This window comes from Allorhizobium sp. DMC15, from assembly GCF_056314065.1.
Genome location: NZ_JBQUZB010000001.1, coordinates 867,004 through 885,685, shown reverse-complemented (window position 1 = coordinate 885,685; position 18,682 = coordinate 867,004). Strand labels below are relative to the sequence as shown.

Below are 18,682 nucleotides of genomic sequence, written 5' to 3'. Positions count from 1 at the left end.
AGTCAGCGACCGCAGATTTCGAACAAGGCGGAACCGGCCGAGGCCGCGCCATCGAGGGGAAGTTCCGTCACGTCCTGGTCCACGGCGACTGTCAACGTCTTTCCGGCGGTGAGAAGCGCAACGAGATCAGTGCCCTTCGGCAACTCGCCTTCGAGGATGAAGAGATCGTCCATTTCCAGCCGGGTGCCTGTCATCGTGAGCGACAGCGCCTGCTTCTCCGTCTTCAGCGTCAACTGGTAGGTGCCGCCTTCCACCGGCTGTTCGGGTTCATGGGGATAGACGAGGCGGATGGGGCTTCCGGCCTTCTCACAGGCCAGTGAGAGCAGGACGTGATCGCTTTCTGCCAGGCCATAAGCAAGCGACGCCGCCCCCTCGCCGCTCCAACCAAGCCATGAGAGCTTCTCATCAGCCCATACCGCCTTGAGCGATGTCAGGCCGACAAGCGCGGCCACGGCCGCAAACGTACCGAGAGAACGCAATGCCATGCCGGTGCCTCCAAACGAAAAGCGCCCCGATCGGTGACCGATCGGGGCGTTTAAAATCTTCGGCGCTCGTGACGCCGCCCGAACTCAGTTCAGGCGCGACTTTACCTCACCGAGCGAGGCCTTGAACAGCGCCTGCTGCACGCTTTCGTCGGCCTTCTTCGCCAGGACCTTCTCGGCCGCAGCGACTGCGAGATCCACGGCCGCCGACCGTACGGCGTTGACGGCCTCGGTTTCGGCCTGCTTGATCTTCTGCTCAGAGAGCGCATTGCGACGGGCGATGAACTCTTCCGTCTTCTGTTTGGCTTCGGCAGCGAGCGCTGTTGCTTCGCGTTCTGCAGCGGCGACGATGCTTGCTGCTTCCGCTTCGGCTTCCTTGCGCTTGCGCTGGTATTCGGCCAGCAGATGCTGGGCCTCTTCGCGCAGGCGCTTGGCTTCCGCCAGTTCGGCGGAGATCTTGTCAGCGCGCTCGTCGAGTGCCTTCGCCATCATGCCCGGCACCTTGAGATAGGCGAGCAGGGCGAGGAAGATGATCAGGCCGACGAGGGCGTAGAAAGTTGCGTCGAGATGCATGCTCGTCACGCTCCCTGCTTGGCGACGCCGGAGACGGCGGCCTTGATGTCGGCGGCGGTTGCCTTGGAACCAATCAGTTCTTCGACGATCGACCCGACAGTATCGATGGCAATGGTGTCGACTTCGGCGAATGCCTTGGCCTTGATCTCGGCGATCCGCGTTTCGGCGGCGGCGATCTTGGCGTTCAGGTCGGCTTCGACCTTGGCGCGCTCTGCATCAGCCTTTGCCTTGGCTTCATCGCGGGCGACGGAAGCGATCTGGCCGGCTTTCGCCTTGGCTGCGCTCAGTTCGCGCTCGTATGTTTCAATGGCGGCATCGGCCTCGGACTTGAGCCGGGCGGCCTCGTCGAGATCCTGCGCAATGCGGTCGTGGCGCGTCTCAAGGATGCTGCCGACGCGCGGGACGATGACCTTCTGCATGAGCATGTAGAAGAGGCCGAACGTGATGACCAACCACAGAAGCTGCGATGCAAAGGTGCTGGTATCGAACGGTCCGAATACTGCCTTGCCGTGACCTTCGTCATGGGCAACGCCGGTTTCCGTGTGAAGCTGGCCTTCTGCCGGGACTTCCTCAGCAAAGGCGGGGGTCACAAACATGCTCACCTCCAGGTGTAGGCTCAAATGCGCGAGATCACGGCTGCCGGTTTGGCGCGCCGTGATCCCAGACTGTAGTCGCTATTAGACGACGAACAGGAGAAGGAGAGCTACGAGCAGCGAGAAGATGCCCAGAGCTTCCGTAACGGCGAAGCCGAATACCAGACGGCCGAACTGGCTGTCAGCGGCAGACGGGTTGCGCAGGGCGCCCGACAGGTAGCTGCCGAAGATGTTGCCGAGGCCGAGAGCCGTGCCGGCCATGCCAAAGCAAGCCAGACCTGCGCCGATGAACTTTGCTGCTTCCGCTTCCATGAATGAACTCCTTCGAGATGGTTGTTTGCGGCTATTGACTGGCGCGAGAGGCGCCGATGTCGGTGATCCTTAGTGCCCGCCGGGGTGTATTGCGTCATTGAGGTACATGCAAGTCAGCACCGCAAAAACATAGGCCTGGAGGAAGGCGACGAGGAACTCGAGACCCGTCAGGGCGACGGTCATGAGGAGGGGCAGGATAGCGCCACCAACGCCGAGCGCACCGAGCGCGCTGAGCGAGGTTACGAAGCCTGCGAAAACCTTGAGCGTGATGTGTCCAGCCAGCATGTTGGCGAAGAGACGCACGGAGAGCGAAATCGGACGCGAGAGGAACGAGATCACTTCGATCGCGACAACCAGCGGCAGGAGCGCGCCGGGAACACCGCTCGGCACGAAGACCTTGAGGAAGTGAAGGCCGTGCTTGTAGAAGCCATAGACGAGAACCGTGCCGATCACAAAGAGCGCGAGGGCAAAGGTTACGATGATCTGGCTGGTAATGGTGAAGAAGTAGGGCACCATACCGAGCAGGTTCGCCGTCAGAACGAACATGAAGAGCGAGAAGACCATCGGGAAGAACTTCATCCCGTGGCTTCCGGCGCCTTCGCGCAGCATGGAGGCAATGAATTCGTAGGACATCTCGGCGACCGACTGCATGCGCGTCGGGATCAAGCCGCGATTGGAGGTGGAGAAGTAGAGGAAACCTGCGGCTGCGGCTACAGTGGCAACCATGAACAGCGATGCATTGGTAAACGAAAGATCAACTCCGCCGATTTCGATCGGCACAATCTTCTGAACCAGGAACTGATGAGTAGGATCGTTCGACACGTTCTGCTCTTTCGCTTTTGCCGCCGGAGCGGGCATTCTCTTCCGGCGCGGACCGACTAGCGGTCCTTGCCCTTGTTTTCCAAATCCATCTTTCGCTCGACGGGATTTGGCGTCGCCACCATTCCGACCGTGCGCAAGACGTTCAACACACCGGCACAAAAACCCAGGAGAAGCATGACGATCATGCCCCAGGGAGACGTGCCCACAAAGTGGTCGAAAAGATAGCCCAGGATCGCACCGACGATCACGGCCGAGATGAACTCGCTCGAGATCTTCATCGCCATTCCGTAACCCTTTCGGGTTTCTTCGGCGCGGATCTCGTCCCGTTCCTCAGCCTTGTCCGCGACGCCTCGCTGTGCGAGTTCGGCGGCCAGTCGTCGACGACGTTCGTCCAGACCTTCTTCCCGGTTATCCGTCATGATCCTCTACGTCCGCTCCGTCTTCGATGGGCCGTTTGCGCCCGAATTGAATGCAGAAACGGCCGGAGACATACCCTTCTGGCCCGCTTTGAAGTCGGCCGCACCATAATTTTGAGGCCCCATATAGTCAAGGCATAGAAGGGGCAAGTTACACCACAAATTAACCCCGAAAAATCATAGACTTAAGTGTAATGGGGCGTTTCCCGTCGGATGACAAGTGGCAAATCGTGTCACTTGGCCGCGGCACAGGGCGAGAATCCCCCGCATCCGGCCAGAGGGAAGTCGGAGCCCGCCGGGTCCGAACCCGTGGCATGCCGACCGACAGCGAAGTATGCTAAATGGATGTCGTCGAGGCCCGGATGCGGAGGACGATTTCATGATACGGTTCGTGACACGCATCCTGCTGGCACTTTTGGCAGGCTGGTGGATCGGCACATATATCGGCTGGACCTATTGGCCCGAGAGCAACCTCGGTCCGCTGATCCCGATCCTTATCGCGGCCCCGTCCCTTTATCTGGCATCGTTCCTGGTCGTCCCCCTGCTCAGCGGATGGCTCGACCGGCTGCGCTGATGGCGTCAGCTCCAGCCGCCGCCATAGGTGCGGTAGAAGATGTGCTTGCCGATTTTCTCCACCCGTTTCATCGTCGGGCCCCAGGCCGGGCGCACATAGGTGGCGTGGTAATGGGTTGCCGAGCCGACATCCTTGAACCAGATCTTGCCGGCGGTGACCGCCATGGCAATTTCCTTCGCGATCTTCCAGTGGCGCGGTGAGGTGACGATATCGGGGATCCGATCACAGGCGAAGGAAAACTGGCAGCGGTTGCGCCAGTCTTCGTTCTGATAGACGACGCCGCAGATGGTATCCGGATAGTGTGGATTGCGGACGCGGTTGAGGATGACCTGTGCGACGGCGGCCTGGCCCTTCACGGATTCTCCGCGCGCCTCAAAATAAATGCCTTCGGCGAGGCATTTCTGCTCCTTCGCCGAGAAGACACCTGCTGGCAGGGGCGTCGCAGCCCAGGCGTGATCCTGCGGACCGATCTCTGGCACGAAACGCCCGGCGTTCTCGTCCTTGTTCGTCAGGATCGAATCGAATGGCGAGACGCTGGCGTAATCCGGTGCGGGCGGCGCATAGGCGGTGGCCAGCACATCCGGCGTGGTATTGGTCACGAGATCGGCGATCATTGCCGGGAGCGTGGGATCAACCGCGGGGGTCTCACGCTTGAAGTAGAAGCTCGCGAGTTCGACCGGTTTCGTCTTGCCGTCCTTCTGAGTGAAAGCGGCAGGCGTATTGACCTTCGGATCAAAGAGGAAGCTGGTCCGTTGCAGGATGGAACCGGCGGAAAAAGCGCGTGGCGGCAGCATCGGCTCGACGGCAACCACCCTGCCCTTCTTCAAGTCACGGGTCACGCGCATTTCGTCAGGCAAGGCATCCGGATCGGCCTTGCCACCGTCGAATGCGATGCGGCGGCCGTCAGGGAGGACGAGGCCGGCACCGGCCTGCAGGCTATCGGACTGCTCCCCGGGGAATGAGAGGCTCGCTTCATGAATGGACCCTGCCGGCGAGGCCGTGAGCACCATACGCCAATTGCTGGCGCCGCGATCGAGGCCTGCCAGCATACCCGCCATATCGGCCTGGGCGGCGACGGTTGGGAAGATCAGCCAGGATGCGAGGCCGAACACCAGGGGAGAGGTCCAGGTCTCCAAACGGGACAGGACCTTCTTCGAAGGACGGGACGAGAGACGCAAGGCCAGACTCCAACACTACGCGGAAGCGACGGGAACTACATTAGCAAACTATCTCTCGTTAACCTTGATGGATGGTTAACGCCTCGCAACGACGCTTCGAAACGGAAGCGTGCACACGCAAAAAGCCGCCGGGCATCCCGACGGCTTTTGTGCTGCAGTCTATCAGACCAGGGGGTCAGATGATCACGTGGGACCCCAATTCCACCACACGGTTCGCCGGCAGGCGGAAGTAATCGGAGGGGTCGGCGGCGAGATCGGCCAGCGCGATGTAGAGCCGGTCCTGCCAGTGTGGCATGCCCATGGCATTGCCCGGCACCAGCTTGCGACGACCGAGATAGAAGGACGTCGACATGATATCGAACTTCAGTCCCCCGCGGCGCAGGCTTGCCAATGTCTTCGACACGTTTTGCGTCTCCATGAAACCAAAACGAATTTCGACGCGAGAAAAGCGTTCCGACAGTTCCTCGACCTCGAAACGCTGGTCCTCCGCAACGCGCGGGCGGCCGAGCGTGCGGATGGTCAGGATGATGTTGCGCTCGTGGATGACGTGGTTGTGTTTCAGATTGTGCATGAGGGCGGCCGGCGCCCGCGTGGGATCGCTGGTCAGGAAGATGGCGGTCCCGGTCACACAGGCAGGGCCGTGATCCCCTTTCTTCTCGATCATGCCGATGAAGGATTCCAGGGGAATATCGTCGCGTCGGGTCTTCTGGAAGATGATCGCGGTGCCGCGACGCCAGGTCCACATGACGATGGTGAAACCGGCCGCAAAGAGCACGGGCACATAGCCGCCATCATGGATCTTGAGGAGGTTCGCGCCGAGGAAGACAATCTCCAGAACGAGCAAGGGAGTGAGCACGGCCACAGCCAGCGGCAAGCTCCAGTTCCACTTCTTGCGAACGAACTCGAACGCCATAATCGTCGTGACAACCATCGCACCTGTTACCGAGATGCCGTAGGCGGTGGCAAGCGCCTCGGAACTTTCGAAGAGCAGAACCAGGGCCACGACCCCGATGAGCAGCAGCGTGTTGACGGACGGCAGATAGATCTGGCCGGTCTGCGTCTCAGAGGTGAAGAGGATCTGCATGCGCGGCAGGAAGCCGAGATGGATTGCCTGGCGCACGAGAGAGAAGGCGCCGGTAATGACGGCCTGACTGGCGATGATGGTCGCAAATGTGGCGAGGATGACGATCGGTAGGAGTGCCCAGGAGGGGAACATCAGAAAGAAGGGATCGGAAGCGGCCTCCGGGTTGTGGAGCACCAGCGCGCCCTGGCCCAGATAGTTGAGGACCAAAGCCGGAAAGACCAGCACGAACCATGCCCATTGGATTGGACGCCGGCCGAAATGCCCAAGGTCTGCATAAAGGGCCTCCGCACCGGTAACCGTCAGGAAGACAGCACCAAGGACGATGACGCCAAGAAATCCTTCGCGCAGCAAGAAGCTGATCGCATACCAAGGATTGAAAGCTGCGAAGATGGCCGGATCGTCAAAGATGTGAATGATGCCCCCGGCTGCCATCACCAGGAACCACAGGGCCGTAATGGGACCGAAAAACCGTGCGACGGCCCCGGTGCCCCGGGACTGCACGGCAAACAGACCGACGAGGATGGCGATCGAAATGGGCAGAATGAACTCCGCCATGCTCGGCGCCACGAGCTTCAGGCCTTCCACGGCGGAAAGGACGGACAGAGCCGGCGTGATCATGGAATCGCCCAGAAACAGTGCCGCTCCGATCAAACCGAGCACCATCAGAATCTTGCCATGCCCGTTGGCGGTCTTCGACAGCAGTGCGAGAAGAGAGAGCGTGCCGCCCTCCCCGTCATTGTCGGCGCGCAGCAGGAAAAGAACGTATTTCAAGGTCACGATGATGGTCAGAGCCCAGATCATCAGTGAAATGAGGCCGATGATCTCGACGTGAGTGATGCCGTCGGCGCCGATTGGTTTCAATGCCTCGCGAAAGGCGTAAAGGGGGCTGGTGCCGATATCGCCGTAGACGACGCCGACGGAGCCGACCGCGAGCAAGAACAGGCTGCGCACATCCTTGGGGCCAGTCGCGGACTGGTTATCGCTGTGTTGCATGAGACTACAGGCTCGTCAGAGCCAGCCTTTCCAACGGAAAAACAAGAAGGGTATCACTGCCGATATCAGCATGGCGACGAGCGCCATGGGATAACCGAAGCCCCATTCGAGCTCCGGCATCAGGCGGAAGTTCATGCCATAGATCGAGGCGACGAGCGTCGGCGGCAGGAAGACGACCGATGCAATCGAAAAGATCTTGATGATGGCGTTCTGCTCGACGCTGATCAGGCCAAGCGAGGCGTCGAGCATGAATGTAATGTTGTTGCCGACAAATGCCGCATGCTCGCCCAGCGACTGGATGTCGCGGGCGACAATGCTGCAGAGTTCGGCTGCAAGCGCGTCCGAGCGGACAACCGACTGGGAACTGAGGAAGGTCACCAGTCGGGACAGGGATACCAGGCTATCGCGCACCTTGCTGACCAGTTGGTGGTGCGCGGCAATGTCGAGAAGCTTGTCTTCCAGAAAACGAGGCGGGCGTCGCTTGGCCGTCTTGCGATCGACAAAGACGGATACTGACAGGCTATCAAGGCGAGCAGCCAGCGTTTCGAGAATTTCGGCCGTGCGATCGGCGACCGTTTCCAGCAGACTGCCGAGCAAGGTTGCTCCGGACTTGCACTGGTCATTCAGCCTGAGCAGGCTCGCGCTGAACAGGGCGAACGATTTCGGCTCGGCATAACGGATGGTGATCAACCGATTGTCGTGCAGGATGAAGGCGATGTCGGTGAGTTGCGGCAGGGCCGTGTCAGCCTTGTAGATCAACGACGCCGTCATATAGACCGCTTCATTCTCGACATAGAGCCGGCTGGAAGGCTCAATATCCTTCAGCTCCTCGCGCGTCGGCAGCGGTATGCCGATCGCCTGCTCGACAGCATGTTCCTCTTCGACGCTCGGGCTGACGAGGTCGATCCAGATGATGTCGGAAGTAATTTGGTTTCTGGCAGAGTCGGGGCCGAATGTTACGGCACTTCCGTCTGTTCTATAGGCCCTGATCAAGGACAGGTCGCTCTCATCGCACGCCTCGGATGACTGTGGGCGGACACAATCACAGTCCGCAGAGAAAGCCAAGACGAATCATGACGGCGGAAATGCAGTCTTTGCACAGCTGCTGCGCAAAAACGTCACATCCCCGCCACTTTTCGGGTCCTATTCGAATACGATCGTGGGCGCTGCCCGACCGGAGCGCGCCTTCACCTCGGCCCAAACCTTCTCAGCGATGGATCGATACACGTTGGCCTGCGGCCCCTCCGGCTCTGCGACCACGATGGGCGTGCCGTCGTCGGAATGTTCGCGGATCGAGATGGTGAGCGGCACCTCGCCAAGGAAGGGCACGCCGATCTTTTCGGCTTCGGCCCGCGCGCCGCCATGCCCGAAGATGTCGTAGCGATTGCCCGTATCCGGCGCGATGAAATAGCTCATGTTTTCGACGATGCCGAGCACCGGAACCTCAACCTTGTTGAACATGTTGAGGCCCTTGCGGGCATCGATCAGGGCCAGATCCTGCGGCGTGGATACGATGACCGCACCCGAGAGGGGCACCTGCTGCGCCATGGTCAGCTGGGCGTCGCCGGTACCAGGCGGCATATCGACCACGAGAACGTCGAGATCGCCCCAGGCAACTTCGCGCAGCATCTGCATCAGAGCAGACTGCACCATGGGGCCGCGCCAGATCATGGCGGTCCCCTCGTCGACCAGGAAACCCATGGACATCACCTTGATGCCGAAATTCTCCATGGGAACGATAATGCGGTTCTCGATCTGCTGAGGGCGACCGGTGATGCCGAGAAGACGCGGCATCGACGGGCCGTAGACATCGGCGTCGAGAATGCCGACGCGCAGACCATTGGCCTTGAGCGCCAGAGCCAGGTTAACAGCCGTCGTCGACTTACCAACTCCGCCCTTGCCGGATGCGACCGCGATAATCGCTTCGATGCCGGGAACGCCTGCCTTCGAGCGCTGCGGGCCGGACGGCGCCGGGGCATGACCGTGGGAATGGGCGGGGGCCGCTGCGGACGGGCGCGGCGGCGGTGGTGCCGAACCCTGCTTGCGTTCGGCGGTGAGGCTGACGACAGCACCCTTGACGCCCGGAAGTGCCTTCACGGTTCGCTCTGCCGCCTGACGCAGAGGCTCGAGCTCCTGGGCGCGCTCCGCCGGTACGTTGATCGAGAAATAGACCTTGCCATCGGAGATGAAGATGTCTGAAACCATCTTCAGCTCAACGATGCTGCGATCGAGATCCGGGCCACGAACGCGGCCGAGTGCTTCCAGAACCACATCGCGCGTCAATTCGACCATCACTATCCTCTTTCGGCTTCACCAGTGCTGCGGCACCAATACTGGAGAGCCGCGGCTTCGCCAACCGCTAATGCGGCGGACACCCTGCGACAGATTTTCGGCTGAACAGGGATCGCGCAAAAAGGAAAGCCGCCGGCAGGGGGATGAGCACCCTGCGGCGGCTTGTCCTTGCAGCACCCTTGCCGGGCGGCTTGCAGCGTCCCCTCTGGACTGTCTGATAAAATGCAGGAAGCGTGCCAATCCGAAAAGGGTGCATACAGCCCCCGGATTAGGAGAGAATCAGGGCAAATGACCGGTAAACAGGGCGCGCAGCTGCCAGCAAACTAGGCTTCCGCAAAAGATGCGCCCAAAAAAGCGACAGGGTCAGGCTTTACTTGATCAGGCCGAGGCGCAGCGCTTTGGCCACCGCCTGGGTGCGGTTGACCGCATCGAGCTTCTTGGTCGCGCGGTTGAGATAGTGATTGATGGTATGTTCGGACAGCGTCAGGATCTCTGCGATTTCGACACTGGTTTTGCCGGCAGCCGTCCAGTTCAGGCAGTCCAGCTCTCGTTCGGTCAGCATATCGCTGTTGCGGCTATCCATCTCCCGGATTTCCGCCAGCCGGTTGAAGACATGGACCGACAGGTAGGTCAGTTCCATCATCTCCGTCGTTGTAAAGGGTTCGCGGTCGCCGTTGAAAGCAACCGCACCGCGCGCGCCGCTTGCATCATGGACGGGGAAATAGGCCCCGCGGTTCATCCGAAAGCGGCAAAACAGGGTTTTTGCCACTTCCGTCGAGCGCGGATCCCTGACGAAGCTGGTGTCGTCCATATCGTAGCGAAAGGGGATTGAGGCGCGACGCAGATGGGCGAGAACAGGGCTATCGGAGAGAAGGGAAACCTGGTCAAACTCGCTGAGGAGATCGGAAGGCCAGTTGGTGATGATCGAACTGCTGCTCAGATCCCTTGCTGTCGAGCCAGGCATGTTGAGCACCATGAAGCAGCGCGAGCCGAACATCTCCGTGGCCCGCTTCATGAAGCGAAACACATCGAATTGGGTCTTGAAGGACTTGACCTCGGTCACCAGGCCTTCGATGCGTTCAACTGCGGGCGGATCCAGATCTGTCATGGGAGCGTTTTCTTCGCGGCCGGATTCGCCGTCACGAGAAATCCAAACTTGGTCGATGAATACGTCAACTGTTTTCCAAACCTGAGGTTGTTCGAGAGACGGCGGCATCATCCACGATTTAAGCCATTTGCGCCAACCCCATTCCTTGGGCAATTCGACACGATATGGAAGAATACCCAGGGAGAACAGAAGTGAGCTTCCACGCGAATCTCAACCCCATTAGGTAGCAGACCATAGACTTCTAACCGCCAGAGGGTCCAGAGACCCTGTGTATTTTACCGTAAACCCCTGTCGCAAATCAGTGAAATGCCGACAGGTCCGCAAAGACAACGAGGAGAATGACGTGATCCAGACCGAAAGCTTCAAGGGTAAGGTGTTGGTGGCTGACCAGATGGAACTGGGAGAAGGCCCGACCTACGACCCTCTGTCCGGCTCGCTCTTCTGGTTCGACATTCTGGGCAAGACGCTGTGCGAGTTGACCGTAGAGACGGGCGCTGTCGTCAAACACGCGCTTCCCTTCCTCGGCAGCGTGCTCGCCGTGATCGACGAGAACCGGCAGTTGATCGCTTCAGACCAGGGGCTTTTCCTGCGCGAGCGCTCGTCCGGCCGGCTCTCAGCCTACGCCGCAATCGAGGACAAGCCGCAGAACCGGTCGAATGACGGGCGCGTTCATCCGAGCGGCGCGCTGTGGATCGGAACGATGAGCAAAACGGCCGATACCGGCGCGGGGGCCATCTATCATGTGGCGGGAACGCAGGTGACGAAGCTGTTCGAGGCGGTCAGCATTCCGAACGGCATCTGCTTCTCGCCGGACGGCGCTGTGGGCTATTTCAACGATTCGAAGGTCAACCACATGATGCGCGTGGACCTGAATCCAGCAACCGGCATGCCGACAGGGGCACCGAGCGTGTTCATCGACCAGTCCGCCCGTAACGGGGTGATCGACGGATCTGTGGTCGATCTGGATGGCACCATCTGGAACTCCAACTGGGATGGTGGCGCTGTAGACCGCTACGCGCCGGACGGCCGGCAGATCGCCCGTTACGAAATCCCGACACGCCGCCCAACCTGCCCCGCCTTCTTCGGCGCTGGCTTCGACCGCCTCGCGGTGACGTCCTGCTGGGAAGGTTTGACCGATCGCGAACGGGCTGAAGATGTGCATGCCGGCAAGCTCTTCGAGCTTGGCGTGGCGGTCAAAGGCAAGCCGGAGCCCTTCTTCAAGCTTTGATGGCATCGACATCCGGTGCGTCCAACCGGCGCACCGGTACACTTTCCCGGTTTTCTTAGGTTCCTTCCGCTGTTCTTCGAGCCTGCTTCGACAAGGCGCGGTCGAACCTTCGAACACCGCAATTGTTCCCATGGATGATCAAAAATAAACCGGGGAACGAAGACGACCGCCAGACATTTTCCTCCCGAACCGACGCAGCCCAGGGGCACCTGCCCAAAGGCAGCGTCAGTCGCAAGACCATCTCAGAGGAAAGGTAGGTCCACCATGAAAAAGACCCTTACGACGATCGCCGCAGCCGTGCTGCTCGGCTCCACCGCCATGGCCCCGGTCGCTTTCGCCCAGGACGCCACGGGCACGACCACCACGACGCCTCCGGCCGCAACCGGCACTGCTCCCGTATCGCCTGACGCCACTGGCGGCGCGACCGACGCAACCGGTGCAACGGGCACGATGGCTCCGAACACTGCCGATGCAGGCACCAGCGCCTCCGGTTCGGCCACTTATCTGACTGAACAGGCTGAAAACCAGATCAGCGTCAACGACTTCATGGGCCAGGCCATCTACACGGCCGACAACCAGTCGATCGGTGACATCAACGACCTGCTGGTGCAGAATGACGGCGGCGTTGTCGCTGCAGTCGTCGGCGTGGGTGGCTTCCTCGGTATCGGCGAAAAGAATGTCGCCATTCCGTTCGACAAGATCACCATCACCCGCGAAGGCGGTGAAGGCCAGACCTCGACAGAACAGGCAGCGGATGCTGATATCCGTCTGACCACCACGGAAACGGCCGACAGCCTCCGCAATGCGCCGGAATTCCGCACTCTGGAAGACCAGGCTTCGGACGCCAACACTGCTGCCACGACCGAGGGCACGACGGGCACCGGCATGCCGGCAGACGACACGACCACGTCGTCGACCAAGAACTAATCTGAGCCATCAGCTCAAAGGTGTGAAAGGCGGCGCTTCGGCGTCGCCTTTTCGCGTTGCGGTCAGAGCAGACTGCAATAGCGCAAGGCGTCATAGATCGCCGCGTGGATGTTGCGGCTTTCCACGGCGTCACCGATGCGAAAGAGGTCGAAACTCGCGGCTTCATCCTTCACCGGCAGCGGATTTCGCCGGGCGATGAGTGCTGCATAATCCACCGTTCCGCGGTTTCGCGATAGCGGCTTCAGCTCGAGATAGAGGTCCGCATTGGCCATCGTGCCATGTTCCACCACCACCTGCGCGACGCGTCGTTCGACCCGGACATCCGAAAAGTCGGAGCCGAGCGTGGCCACGAAACCGTTGCCCTCCCGGCGAACACCCGTCAGCCTTGAATTAATCGTGACGCGAACATTCTTCTCCGCAAAGGTTTTCGCATAAGGCACATGATTCATGCCGCCCATTTCGGGCGCGAAGAACCGCTCCGGGGAGACAACCTCTAGGTCTGCGCCGGCAGTGGCGATCACTTCCGCGGCGCTCATGCCCTGGTGGCCGCCATTGTCGTCGAACAAGAGCACCGGGCCTTCCGGCTTCACGGCTCCGGCAAGGATATCCCAGCTCGACACCACCAGATCCTCACCCGCTTCCAGTTCCGGCGACTGGGCGATGCCGCCGGTCGCAATCACCACGAGATCCGGTTCGAAGGCGAGCACATCATCTGCGCCGGCATAGGTGTCATAGTGGATGGTGACACCGAGACGGTCGAGCTCGGCGAGACGCCAGTCGACGATGCCGACCATCTCTTTGCGCCGGGGATTGCGGGTCATGAGGTTGACCTGACCGCCGGCCTTGCCAGAGGCTTCCAGAACGTCGACCATGTGACCACGTTCAGCCAGCACCCGAGCGGCTTCCAGCCCGGCCGGTCCGGCGCCCACGACCACAGCCTTGCGAGACGTCTCGGCTTTCGGAAGGTCATGGGGGATCAGCGCCTCGCGGCTCGTCGCGGCATTGTGGATGCAGAGCGCTTCGCCGCCTTCGTAGATGCGGTCCAGACAGTAGGTGGCACCGACGCAGGGACGGATCTCGGCTTCGCGGCCCTCGATGATCTTTCTGACGATGTGCGGGTCGGCAATGTGGGCGCGGGTCATGCCGACCATGTCGAGTTTGCCTTCGGCAATCGCATGGCGGGCGGTCGCGACATCGGCGATGCGGGCGGCGTGGAAAACCGGGAACTTCGTGGCCGCGCGAACATCACCGGCGAAATCGAGATGCGGCGAGGCCGCCATGCCCTGGATCGGGATGACGTCGTTCAGCGACGCATCGTGCTCGATATGGCCCCTGATAATGTTGAGGAAATCGATCTTGCCGCCGGATGCGAAACGCTTGGCGATCTCGACGCCCTCGTCGCGGGAGAGGCCTTTGTCCCAGTCCTCGTCGGCAACCATGCGAATGCCGACGATGAAGTCGGAGCCAACGGCCTTGCGGACGGCATCGATCACAAGATTAGAGAAGCGCATGCGGTTGTCGAGCGAACCGCCGAACTCATCGTCACGCCGGTTGGTGGCCGGCGACCAGAAGCTGTCCATCAGGTGCCCATAAGCTTCGAATTCGATGCCATCGAGACCGGCTTCCTGCATGCGGGCGGCAGCGGTCGCATAGTCGGCGACGATGCGCTCGATGTCCCAATCCTCGATTTCCTTGGGGAAGTGGCGATGCGCCGGCTCCCGGATCGGAGACGGGGCGAGGACCGGCAGCCAATCGCCCTTGTTCCAATTGGTACGGCGGCCGAGATGGGTGAGCTGGATCATCACGGCGCAGCCGTGCTCGTGACAGTCGTCGGTCAGACGCTTCAGATGCGGGACGATCTCGTCCTTCCAAGCGAGCAGGTTGCCGAAGGCGGGCGGGCTGTCGCGACTGACGCTGGCAGAACCCGCCGTCATCGTAAGCGCGATGCCGCCCTTCGCCTTTTCGACATGGTAGAGCCGGTAACGCTCCGTCGGCATGCCGGCTTCTGAGTAGGCCGGTTCGTGCGCCGTCGACATGATGCGGTTCTTAAGGGTCAGATGTTTCAGCTGGAAGGGCTGGAGGAGCGGATCCCGGCTTTCAGTCATGCGTCATTGCGTCCTATTCAGTACCAGGCATCCGGCTTGGCGCGCTTCGTTCGCTCAACATAATCCTGAAGCGCCTCGTCGATGGCGATGTCCAAAGGCGGCGCTTCGTATTCGGCGAGCGTCTTCTTCCATTTTGCATTGGCGCGCGTCGCCATATCCGTGGAGCCCGCTTCCGACCATTTCTCGAAGGGCTCGTTGTCCGACAAGGCCGAGTCCCAGAAGGCGGTCTGGTAGTTGCGCATGGTGTGGGCGGAGCCCAGAAAATGGCTGCCGGGACCGACTTCCTCGAAGGCGTCCATCGCGAGCGTGTTGTCATCGACGACGACACCGGCGAGATAGGAATGCAGCGCGCCGCAGAAGTCCGTGTCCATCACGAATTTCTCGTAGGACATGGCGAGCAGGCCATCGACGAAGCCGGCCGAATGCAGGATGAAATTGGCGCCGCAATGCACGGCCGACATCATCGACATGACGCCTTCCTGCATGGCCTGGGCATCCGGCAGCTTGGAATTGGAAAAATTGCCGGCACAGCGCAGCGGCAGCTTCAGCCGGCGCGCAAGCTGGCCGACCACCATGGAACCGATCGCCGGTTCAGGCGTGCCGAAGGTTGGGGAGCCGGAGCGGAGTGACATGGAGGAGAGGAAGTTGCCGAATATGACCGGCGCGCCCTTGCGCTCCAGCTGAGTCAGCGCACAGCCGGCCATGGTTTCGGCCAGCGACTGGGCGATAGCGCCAGCACTGGTGACCGGGCCCATGGCGCCGCCGAGAATGAAGGGAACGATAACCGCCGCCTGGTTGGCACGGGCATAGGCGCGCAAGGCCTTTGTCATGGTGCCGTCCCAGACGAGCGGCGAGTTGACGTTGACGTTGCCGAGGATGACGCAGTTCTGGTCGACGAAATCGGCACCGAACAGGATGCGGGCCATCTCGATCGATTCCTCGGCACGCTCCTCCGCCGTCACCGACCCCATGAAGGCGCGGTCGGAATATTTGATGTGGCTGTAGACCATGTCGAGGTGGCGCTTGTTGACGGGCACGTCGACCGGTTCGCAGATCGTGCCGCCGGAATGGTGCAGCCAGGGCGAGGACTGGGCGAGCTTGATGAGATTGCGGAAGTCCTCAATGGTGCCGTAGCGGCGCCCCTTGTCGAGGTCCATGACGAAGGGCGAGCCATAGGCCGGTGAGAAGACGACCGCATTGCCGCCGATCTCCACATTGTTCGCGGGGTTGCGGGCATATTGGGTGAAGGTAGAGGGCGCCGAGGCGAGGATTTCGCGCAGCATGCCCTTGGGAAAGCGCACGCGCAGACCCTCGATTTCGGCACCCGCCTTGCGCCAGAGGTCGAGCGCTGCGGGGTCGTCGCGGAATTCGATGCCGATCTCAGCGAGAATTCGGTCGGCCACGGCCTCGATGCGGAGAAGGTTCTCCTCCGAGAGAATATCGTAGGTCGGGATGTTGCGGCGGATGAAAGGAACCTTCAACGCGAACTGCGATCCTGTGCTGCGCCGCGCGGGTCTGCTTCGCCTGCCGCCTGCTGCTTCCGTCACTGTGTCCATCTGCCCTGCCCTCGCTTTTATCGCAGGGTAAAGCAGCACTAATTGCCTGTGACGCTGGAAAATTCCTCGCGATGCAATAAGCTGACCTTATGACAACCTATCGCCACCTGATCCCGTCGGCCAATGCGCTCATCGTCTTCGAGGCGGCTGGACGGCACGAGAATTTCACCCGGGCCGCGAGCGAACTCGGCATGTCGCAGGTGGCGGTTTCCTATGCCATCCGCGGGCTGGAACAGCAGCTCGGGGTCGCGCTCTTCGAGCGCCAGCATCGGGCCGCCCGGCTGACGGAGGTCGGCGAGCGCTTTCACGCGGATGTTTCGGCCGGGCTGTCGCGCATCGGCCGCGCGGCGGAGGACATTCGAAGCAAGGGCCGCGAGGTGAATGTCACGCTTGCCGCCTCCACCGCTTTTGCCTCGATGTGGATGCTACCACGCCTTACCGCCCTACGTGAGGACCTGCCGGATATCGATTTGCGCATCCAGACCAGCGTCCGGGATCTTGACCTTGAGGAAGAGGCCATTCCGCTCGGGGTGCGCGGCGGCAAGGCTGAGGACTGGCCGCATTACCACTCGGCACTGCTGGCGCCCGAGGTCATCACAGCCGTGGCAAGCCCCGCTTTCGTCGAGGCACACGGCATGCCCGAGACCCCGGCGGCCCTCACCCGCCATCCACTGATCTGGCTGGAAGAACCGGTGCGTCAGGCCTGCAGCTGGCCCGAATGGTTTGCCTCGGCCGGTATTGACTACAAGCCGGCCAGCCGGCGGCTGGCGATCAACGACTACGTCCTGGTGATCCAGGCGGTGCTGGCCGGCCAGGGGATTGCGCTCGGTTGGACCCATCTCGTGCGGCAGCTGGTGGCGCAGGGTCAATTGGTGGAAGTCGGCGGCCATGCGCTACGCACGGAGCTTGCCTTTCATGTCGTCTGGCCGCGTTCGCGCGAACTTAGCGGCGCGGCCACACGCGTGCGCAACTGGCTGCTCGAACAGGCCTGATCCAATTTCGCCCGGTCAGGCCGAGGCGCGATCGATCAGAGCGAATTCATGATGGTTTTCGGCAAGGTAGCGCAACGTGGCAGCCGCGTCGGCAGGGCGGCCGAAATGATAGCCCTGTCCCATGCCGCAGCCGAGTTCCCGCAGCTTCTGTGCTTCTGCTTCCGTCTCGATCCCTTCGGCGACCACCTCGAGGTCGAGGCCCTCGCACATGGTGATGATGGCCTTGATGATGTGCTCGGAGGTGCGGTCCGTGGTGATGGCGGAAACGAAGGCGCGGTCGATCTTCACCTTGTCGAAGGTGAAATCACGCAAACGTCCGAGGCTCGACTGGCCGGTGCCGAAGTCGTCGAGCGAAATGCGGATGCCGGCGTCCTTGAGGTCCTTGATGATCCGTCGAGCGGTATCGGCCGAGGTCATGACCGCCGTTTCGGTGATCTCCATCTCCAGCCGACGCGGGTCGAAGCCGACGCTGTTGAGGATCGACAACGTGTTGTGGGAGGTGCGCAGGTCCATTAGCTGGACCGAGGACAGGTTGAACGACAGGAAGAGATCGCGCGGCCAGGCCAGCGTCGCCTCTGCCGCCTTGCGCAACAGGGTTTCCGACAGGGTATCGATGAAGCCGCGCTCTTCGGCGAGCGGCACGAAGACGGCGGGAGAGACGAAACCGAGATCTGGGTCGATCCAGCGGGCGAGTGCCTCGAAGCCGACGACGCGGTTGTCGCGAAGCCGAACGATCGGCTGAAAATGCACATCAACGGTGTCGTTGATGATGGCATTGCGCAGCGCCTGTTCGAGCTGCGTCGCGCGCTTCATTTCCTGGGCGATCTCGCGGGAATACACAGTGACCTGGCCGCGGCCGCGACGCTTGGAGCGATAAAGTGCGGTCTCGGCGCTCTTCATGAGTTCTTCGAACTCCTCGCCGGCGAAGGGATAGACGGCAAAGCCGAGCGAGGCGGAAAGGCGGACGTTGCGATCGCCGAGATCGTAGGGGGCGGAGAGCACGTCCTTGATCAGTTGGCCGGCGCGTTCGGCGCCGGTGCGCTCGAAGACCAGCGGCAGGACGATGGCGAATTCGTCGCCGTCGTGACGGGTGACCGTCGCGCCATCGGGAACGCAGGCCCTCAGGCGGTGGGCGACCTGGCAGAGAATCTCGTCACCGGATGCCTGGCCGAAAAGGTCGTTGATCGGTTTGAAGCCGTCGAGATTGACGATGCCGACGGTGAAGGGAGCAGGATCGGCGGCGCGATCGGCGGCCAGCTGGCGGATCTTGTCTGCAAGGCGGTTGCGGTTGCCCAATCCGGTCAGATGATCGGTGTAGGCCATGCGCTGCAGTTCTTTCTGGTTGTGCTGCTCAATGGCAGTGCCAGCGGGACCCATTCATTCTTCCTGCTACGGTTCCTTCCACAGGCGCGATAATGGATCTAAAGCATTAATATAATAATAGCGA

Annotated in this window: 18 protein-coding genes; 4 read left to right on the top strand and 14 right to left on the bottom strand. The window is 61.3% G+C overall.

The genetic code is table 11. The annotated features are described in order from the left end of the window. Nucleotides 1-2 precede the first annotated feature (2 nt). From ACT53S_RS04245 to ACT53S_RS04220, 6 genes are all read right to left on the bottom strand, one after another. On the bottom strand, nucleotides 3-485 hold the full coding sequence (locus ACT53S_RS04245; protein WP_476066028.1) for a hypothetical protein: 483 nt from the start codon (nucleotides 483-485) through the stop codon (nucleotides 3-5). A gap of 84 nt (nucleotides 486-569) precedes the next feature. After that, a complete protein-coding gene (locus ACT53S_RS04240; protein ID WP_142070474.1) occupies nucleotides 570-1,055 on the bottom strand; it encodes a F0F1 ATP synthase subunit B in 486 nt (161 codons plus the stop codon). Nucleotides 1,056-1,060: 5 nt separating this feature from the next. Then, nucleotides 1,061-1,651, bottom strand: coding sequence for a F0F1 ATP synthase subunit B (locus ACT53S_RS04235; RefSeq protein ID WP_113376045.1), 591 nt, complete (start codon nucleotides 1,649-1,651; stop codon nucleotides 1,061-1,063). A gap of 81 nt (nucleotides 1,652-1,732) precedes the next feature. After that, nucleotides 1,733-1,960, bottom strand: a complete 228-nt coding sequence (locus tag ACT53S_RS04230; RefSeq protein WP_037087706.1) for a F0F1 ATP synthase subunit C — start codon at nucleotides 1,958-1,960, stop codon at nucleotides 1,733-1,735. A gap of 69 nt (nucleotides 1,961-2,029) precedes the next feature. Next, nucleotides 2,030-2,782: a F0F1 ATP synthase subunit A gene (locus tag ACT53S_RS04225; protein WP_113376088.1), complete on the bottom strand. Its 753-nt coding sequence runs from the start codon at nucleotides 2,780-2,782 to the stop codon at nucleotides 2,030-2,032. Nucleotides 2,783-2,838: 56 nt separating this feature from the next. Beyond that, nucleotides 2,839-3,201: an AtpZ/AtpI family protein gene (locus tag ACT53S_RS04220; RefSeq protein ID WP_476066027.1), complete on the bottom strand. Its 363-nt coding sequence runs from the start codon at nucleotides 3,199-3,201 to the stop codon at nucleotides 2,839-2,841. Between the two features lie 376 nt (nucleotides 3,202-3,577). On the opposite strand from ACT53S_RS04220, the gene ACT53S_RS04215 reads away from it, so the two are divergent. Further along, a complete protein-coding gene (locus ACT53S_RS04215; RefSeq protein WP_476066026.1) occupies nucleotides 3,578-3,772 on the top strand; it encodes a hypothetical protein in 195 nt (64 codons plus the stop codon). 5 nt (nucleotides 3,773-3,777) lie between these two features. Here ACT53S_RS04215 and ACT53S_RS04210 read toward each other — a convergent pair whose 3' ends face one another. The 5 genes from ACT53S_RS04210 to ACT53S_RS04190 all read right to left on the bottom strand — a co-directional run bounded on the left by ACT53S_RS04210 (nucleotide 3,778) and on the right by ACT53S_RS04190 (nucleotide 10,427). Beyond that, nucleotides 3,778-4,950, bottom strand: coding sequence for a cell wall hydrolase (locus tag ACT53S_RS04210; protein WP_476066025.1), 1,173 nt, complete (start codon nucleotides 4,948-4,950; stop codon nucleotides 3,778-3,780). 175 nt (nucleotides 4,951-5,125) lie between these two features. Continuing rightward, a complete protein-coding gene (locus ACT53S_RS04205; RefSeq protein ID WP_476066024.1) occupies nucleotides 5,126-7,027 on the bottom strand; it encodes a potassium transporter Kup in 1,902 nt (633 codons plus the stop codon). A gap of 15 nt (nucleotides 7,028-7,042) precedes the next feature. Further along, nucleotides 7,043-8,020, bottom strand: coding sequence for a magnesium transporter CorA family protein (locus ACT53S_RS04200; protein ID WP_113376040.1), 978 nt, complete (start codon nucleotides 8,018-8,020; stop codon nucleotides 7,043-7,045). Between the two features lie 150 nt (nucleotides 8,021-8,170). Then, a complete protein-coding gene (gene apbC / locus ACT53S_RS04195) occupies nucleotides 8,171-9,319 on the bottom strand; it encodes an iron-sulfur cluster carrier protein ApbC (protein ID WP_476066023.1) in 1,149 nt (382 codons plus the stop codon). Nucleotides 9,320-9,689: 370 nt separating this feature from the next. After that, nucleotides 9,690-10,427, bottom strand: a complete 738-nt coding sequence (locus tag ACT53S_RS04190; protein ID WP_142070487.1) for a helix-turn-helix transcriptional regulator — start codon at nucleotides 10,425-10,427, stop codon at nucleotides 9,690-9,692. 391 nt (nucleotides 10,428-10,818) lie between these two features. Between ACT53S_RS04190 and ACT53S_RS04185 the strand changes: the two genes are divergently transcribed. Both ACT53S_RS04185 and ACT53S_RS04180 read left to right on the top strand, forming a co-directional pair. Further along, entirely contained in the window at nucleotides 10,819-11,655 is an 837-nt protein-coding gene (locus tag ACT53S_RS04185) for an SMP-30/gluconolactonase/LRE family protein (RefSeq protein WP_476066632.1), read from the top strand. 264 nt (nucleotides 11,656-11,919) lie between these two features. After that, a complete protein-coding gene (locus ACT53S_RS04180) occupies nucleotides 11,920-12,582 on the top strand; it encodes a PRC-barrel domain-containing protein (RefSeq protein ID WP_476066022.1) in 663 nt (220 codons plus the stop codon). Between the two features lie 62 nt (nucleotides 12,583-12,644). On the opposite strand, the gene ACT53S_RS04175 is transcribed toward ACT53S_RS04180, so the two are convergent. Together ACT53S_RS04175 and ACT53S_RS04170 are read right to left on the bottom strand one after the other, a co-directional pair. Next, nucleotides 12,645-14,687, bottom strand: coding sequence for an oxidoreductase (locus tag ACT53S_RS04175; RefSeq protein ID WP_476066021.1), 2,043 nt, complete (start codon nucleotides 14,685-14,687; stop codon nucleotides 12,645-12,647). A 17-nt stretch (nucleotides 14,688-14,704) separates the two neighbouring features. After that, nucleotides 14,705-16,243 (bottom strand): trimethylamine methyltransferase family protein, encoded by a 1,539-nt coding sequence (locus ACT53S_RS04170; protein ID WP_476066020.1) that lies wholly within the window; start codon nucleotides 16,241-16,243, stop codon nucleotides 14,705-14,707. An 89-nt stretch (nucleotides 16,244-16,332) separates the two neighbouring features. Between ACT53S_RS04170 and ACT53S_RS04165 the strand changes: the two genes are divergently transcribed. Further along, complete coding sequence (locus ACT53S_RS04165) at nucleotides 16,333-17,235, top strand: LysR substrate-binding domain-containing protein (protein ID WP_476066019.1); 903 nt, start codon at nucleotides 16,333-16,335, stop codon at nucleotides 17,233-17,235. A 15-nt stretch (nucleotides 17,236-17,250) separates the two neighbouring features. On the opposite strand, the gene ACT53S_RS04160 is transcribed toward ACT53S_RS04165, so the two are convergent. Beyond that, nucleotides 17,251-18,612, bottom strand: a complete 1,362-nt coding sequence (locus tag ACT53S_RS04160; protein ID WP_113376034.1) for an EAL domain-containing protein — start codon at nucleotides 18,610-18,612, stop codon at nucleotides 17,251-17,253. Between the last annotated feature and the right edge of the window lie 70 nt (nucleotides 18,613-18,682).

Bases quoted from the DNA above. Each gene is read 5' to 3' on its own strand.
- ACT53S_RS04175 (WP_476066021.1), bottom strand. From the start codon at position 14,687: ATGACTGAAAGCCGGGATCCGCTCCTCCAGCCCTTCCAGCTGAAACAT.
- apbC (WP_476066023.1), bottom strand. From the start codon at position 9,319: ATGGTCGAATTGACGCGCGATGTGGTTCTGGAAGCACTCGGCCGCGTT.
- ACT53S_RS04185 (WP_476066632.1), top strand. From the start codon at position 10,819: ATGGAACTGGGAGAAGGCCCGACCTACGACCCTCTGTCCGGCTCGCTC.
- ACT53S_RS04205 (WP_476066024.1), bottom strand. From the start codon at position 7,027: ATGCAACACAGCGATAACCAGTCCGCGACTGGCCCCAAGGATGTGCGC.
- ACT53S_RS04170 (WP_476066020.1), bottom strand. From the start codon at position 16,243: ATGGACACAGTGACGGAAGCAGCAGGCGGCAGGCGAAGCAGACCCGCG.
- ACT53S_RS04215 (WP_476066026.1), top strand. From the start codon at position 3,578: ATGATACGGTTCGTGACACGCATCCTGCTGGCACTTTTGGCAGGCTGG.
- ACT53S_RS04240 (WP_142070474.1), bottom strand. From the start codon at position 1,055: ATGCATCTCGACGCAACTTTCTACGCCCTCGTCGGCCTGATCATCTTC.
- ACT53S_RS04230 (WP_037087706.1), bottom strand. From the start codon at position 1,960: ATGGAAGCGGAAGCAGCAAAGTTCATCGGCGCAGGTCTGGCTTGCTTT.
- ACT53S_RS04180 (WP_476066022.1), top strand. From the start codon at position 11,920: ATGAAAAAGACCCTTACGACGATCGCCGCAGCCGTGCTGCTCGGCTCC.
- ACT53S_RS04190 (WP_142070487.1), bottom strand. From the start codon at position 10,427: ATGACAGATCTGGATCCGCCCGCAGTTGAACGCATCGAAGGCCTGGTG.
- ACT53S_RS04245 (WP_476066028.1), bottom strand. From the start codon at position 485: ATGGCATTGCGTTCTCTCGGTACGTTTGCGGCCGTGGCCGCGCTTGTC.
- ACT53S_RS04165 (WP_476066019.1), top strand. From the start codon at position 16,333: ATGACAACCTATCGCCACCTGATCCCGTCGGCCAATGCGCTCATCGTC.
- ACT53S_RS04235 (WP_113376045.1), bottom strand. From the start codon at position 1,651: ATGTTTGTGACCCCCGCCTTTGCTGAGGAAGTCCCGGCAGAAGGCCAG.
- ACT53S_RS04160 (WP_113376034.1), bottom strand. From the start codon at position 18,612: ATGGGTCCCGCTGGCACTGCCATTGAGCAGCACAACCAGAAAGAACTG.
- ACT53S_RS04220 (WP_476066027.1), bottom strand. From the start codon at position 3,201: ATGACGGATAACCGGGAAGAAGGTCTGGACGAACGTCGTCGACGACTG.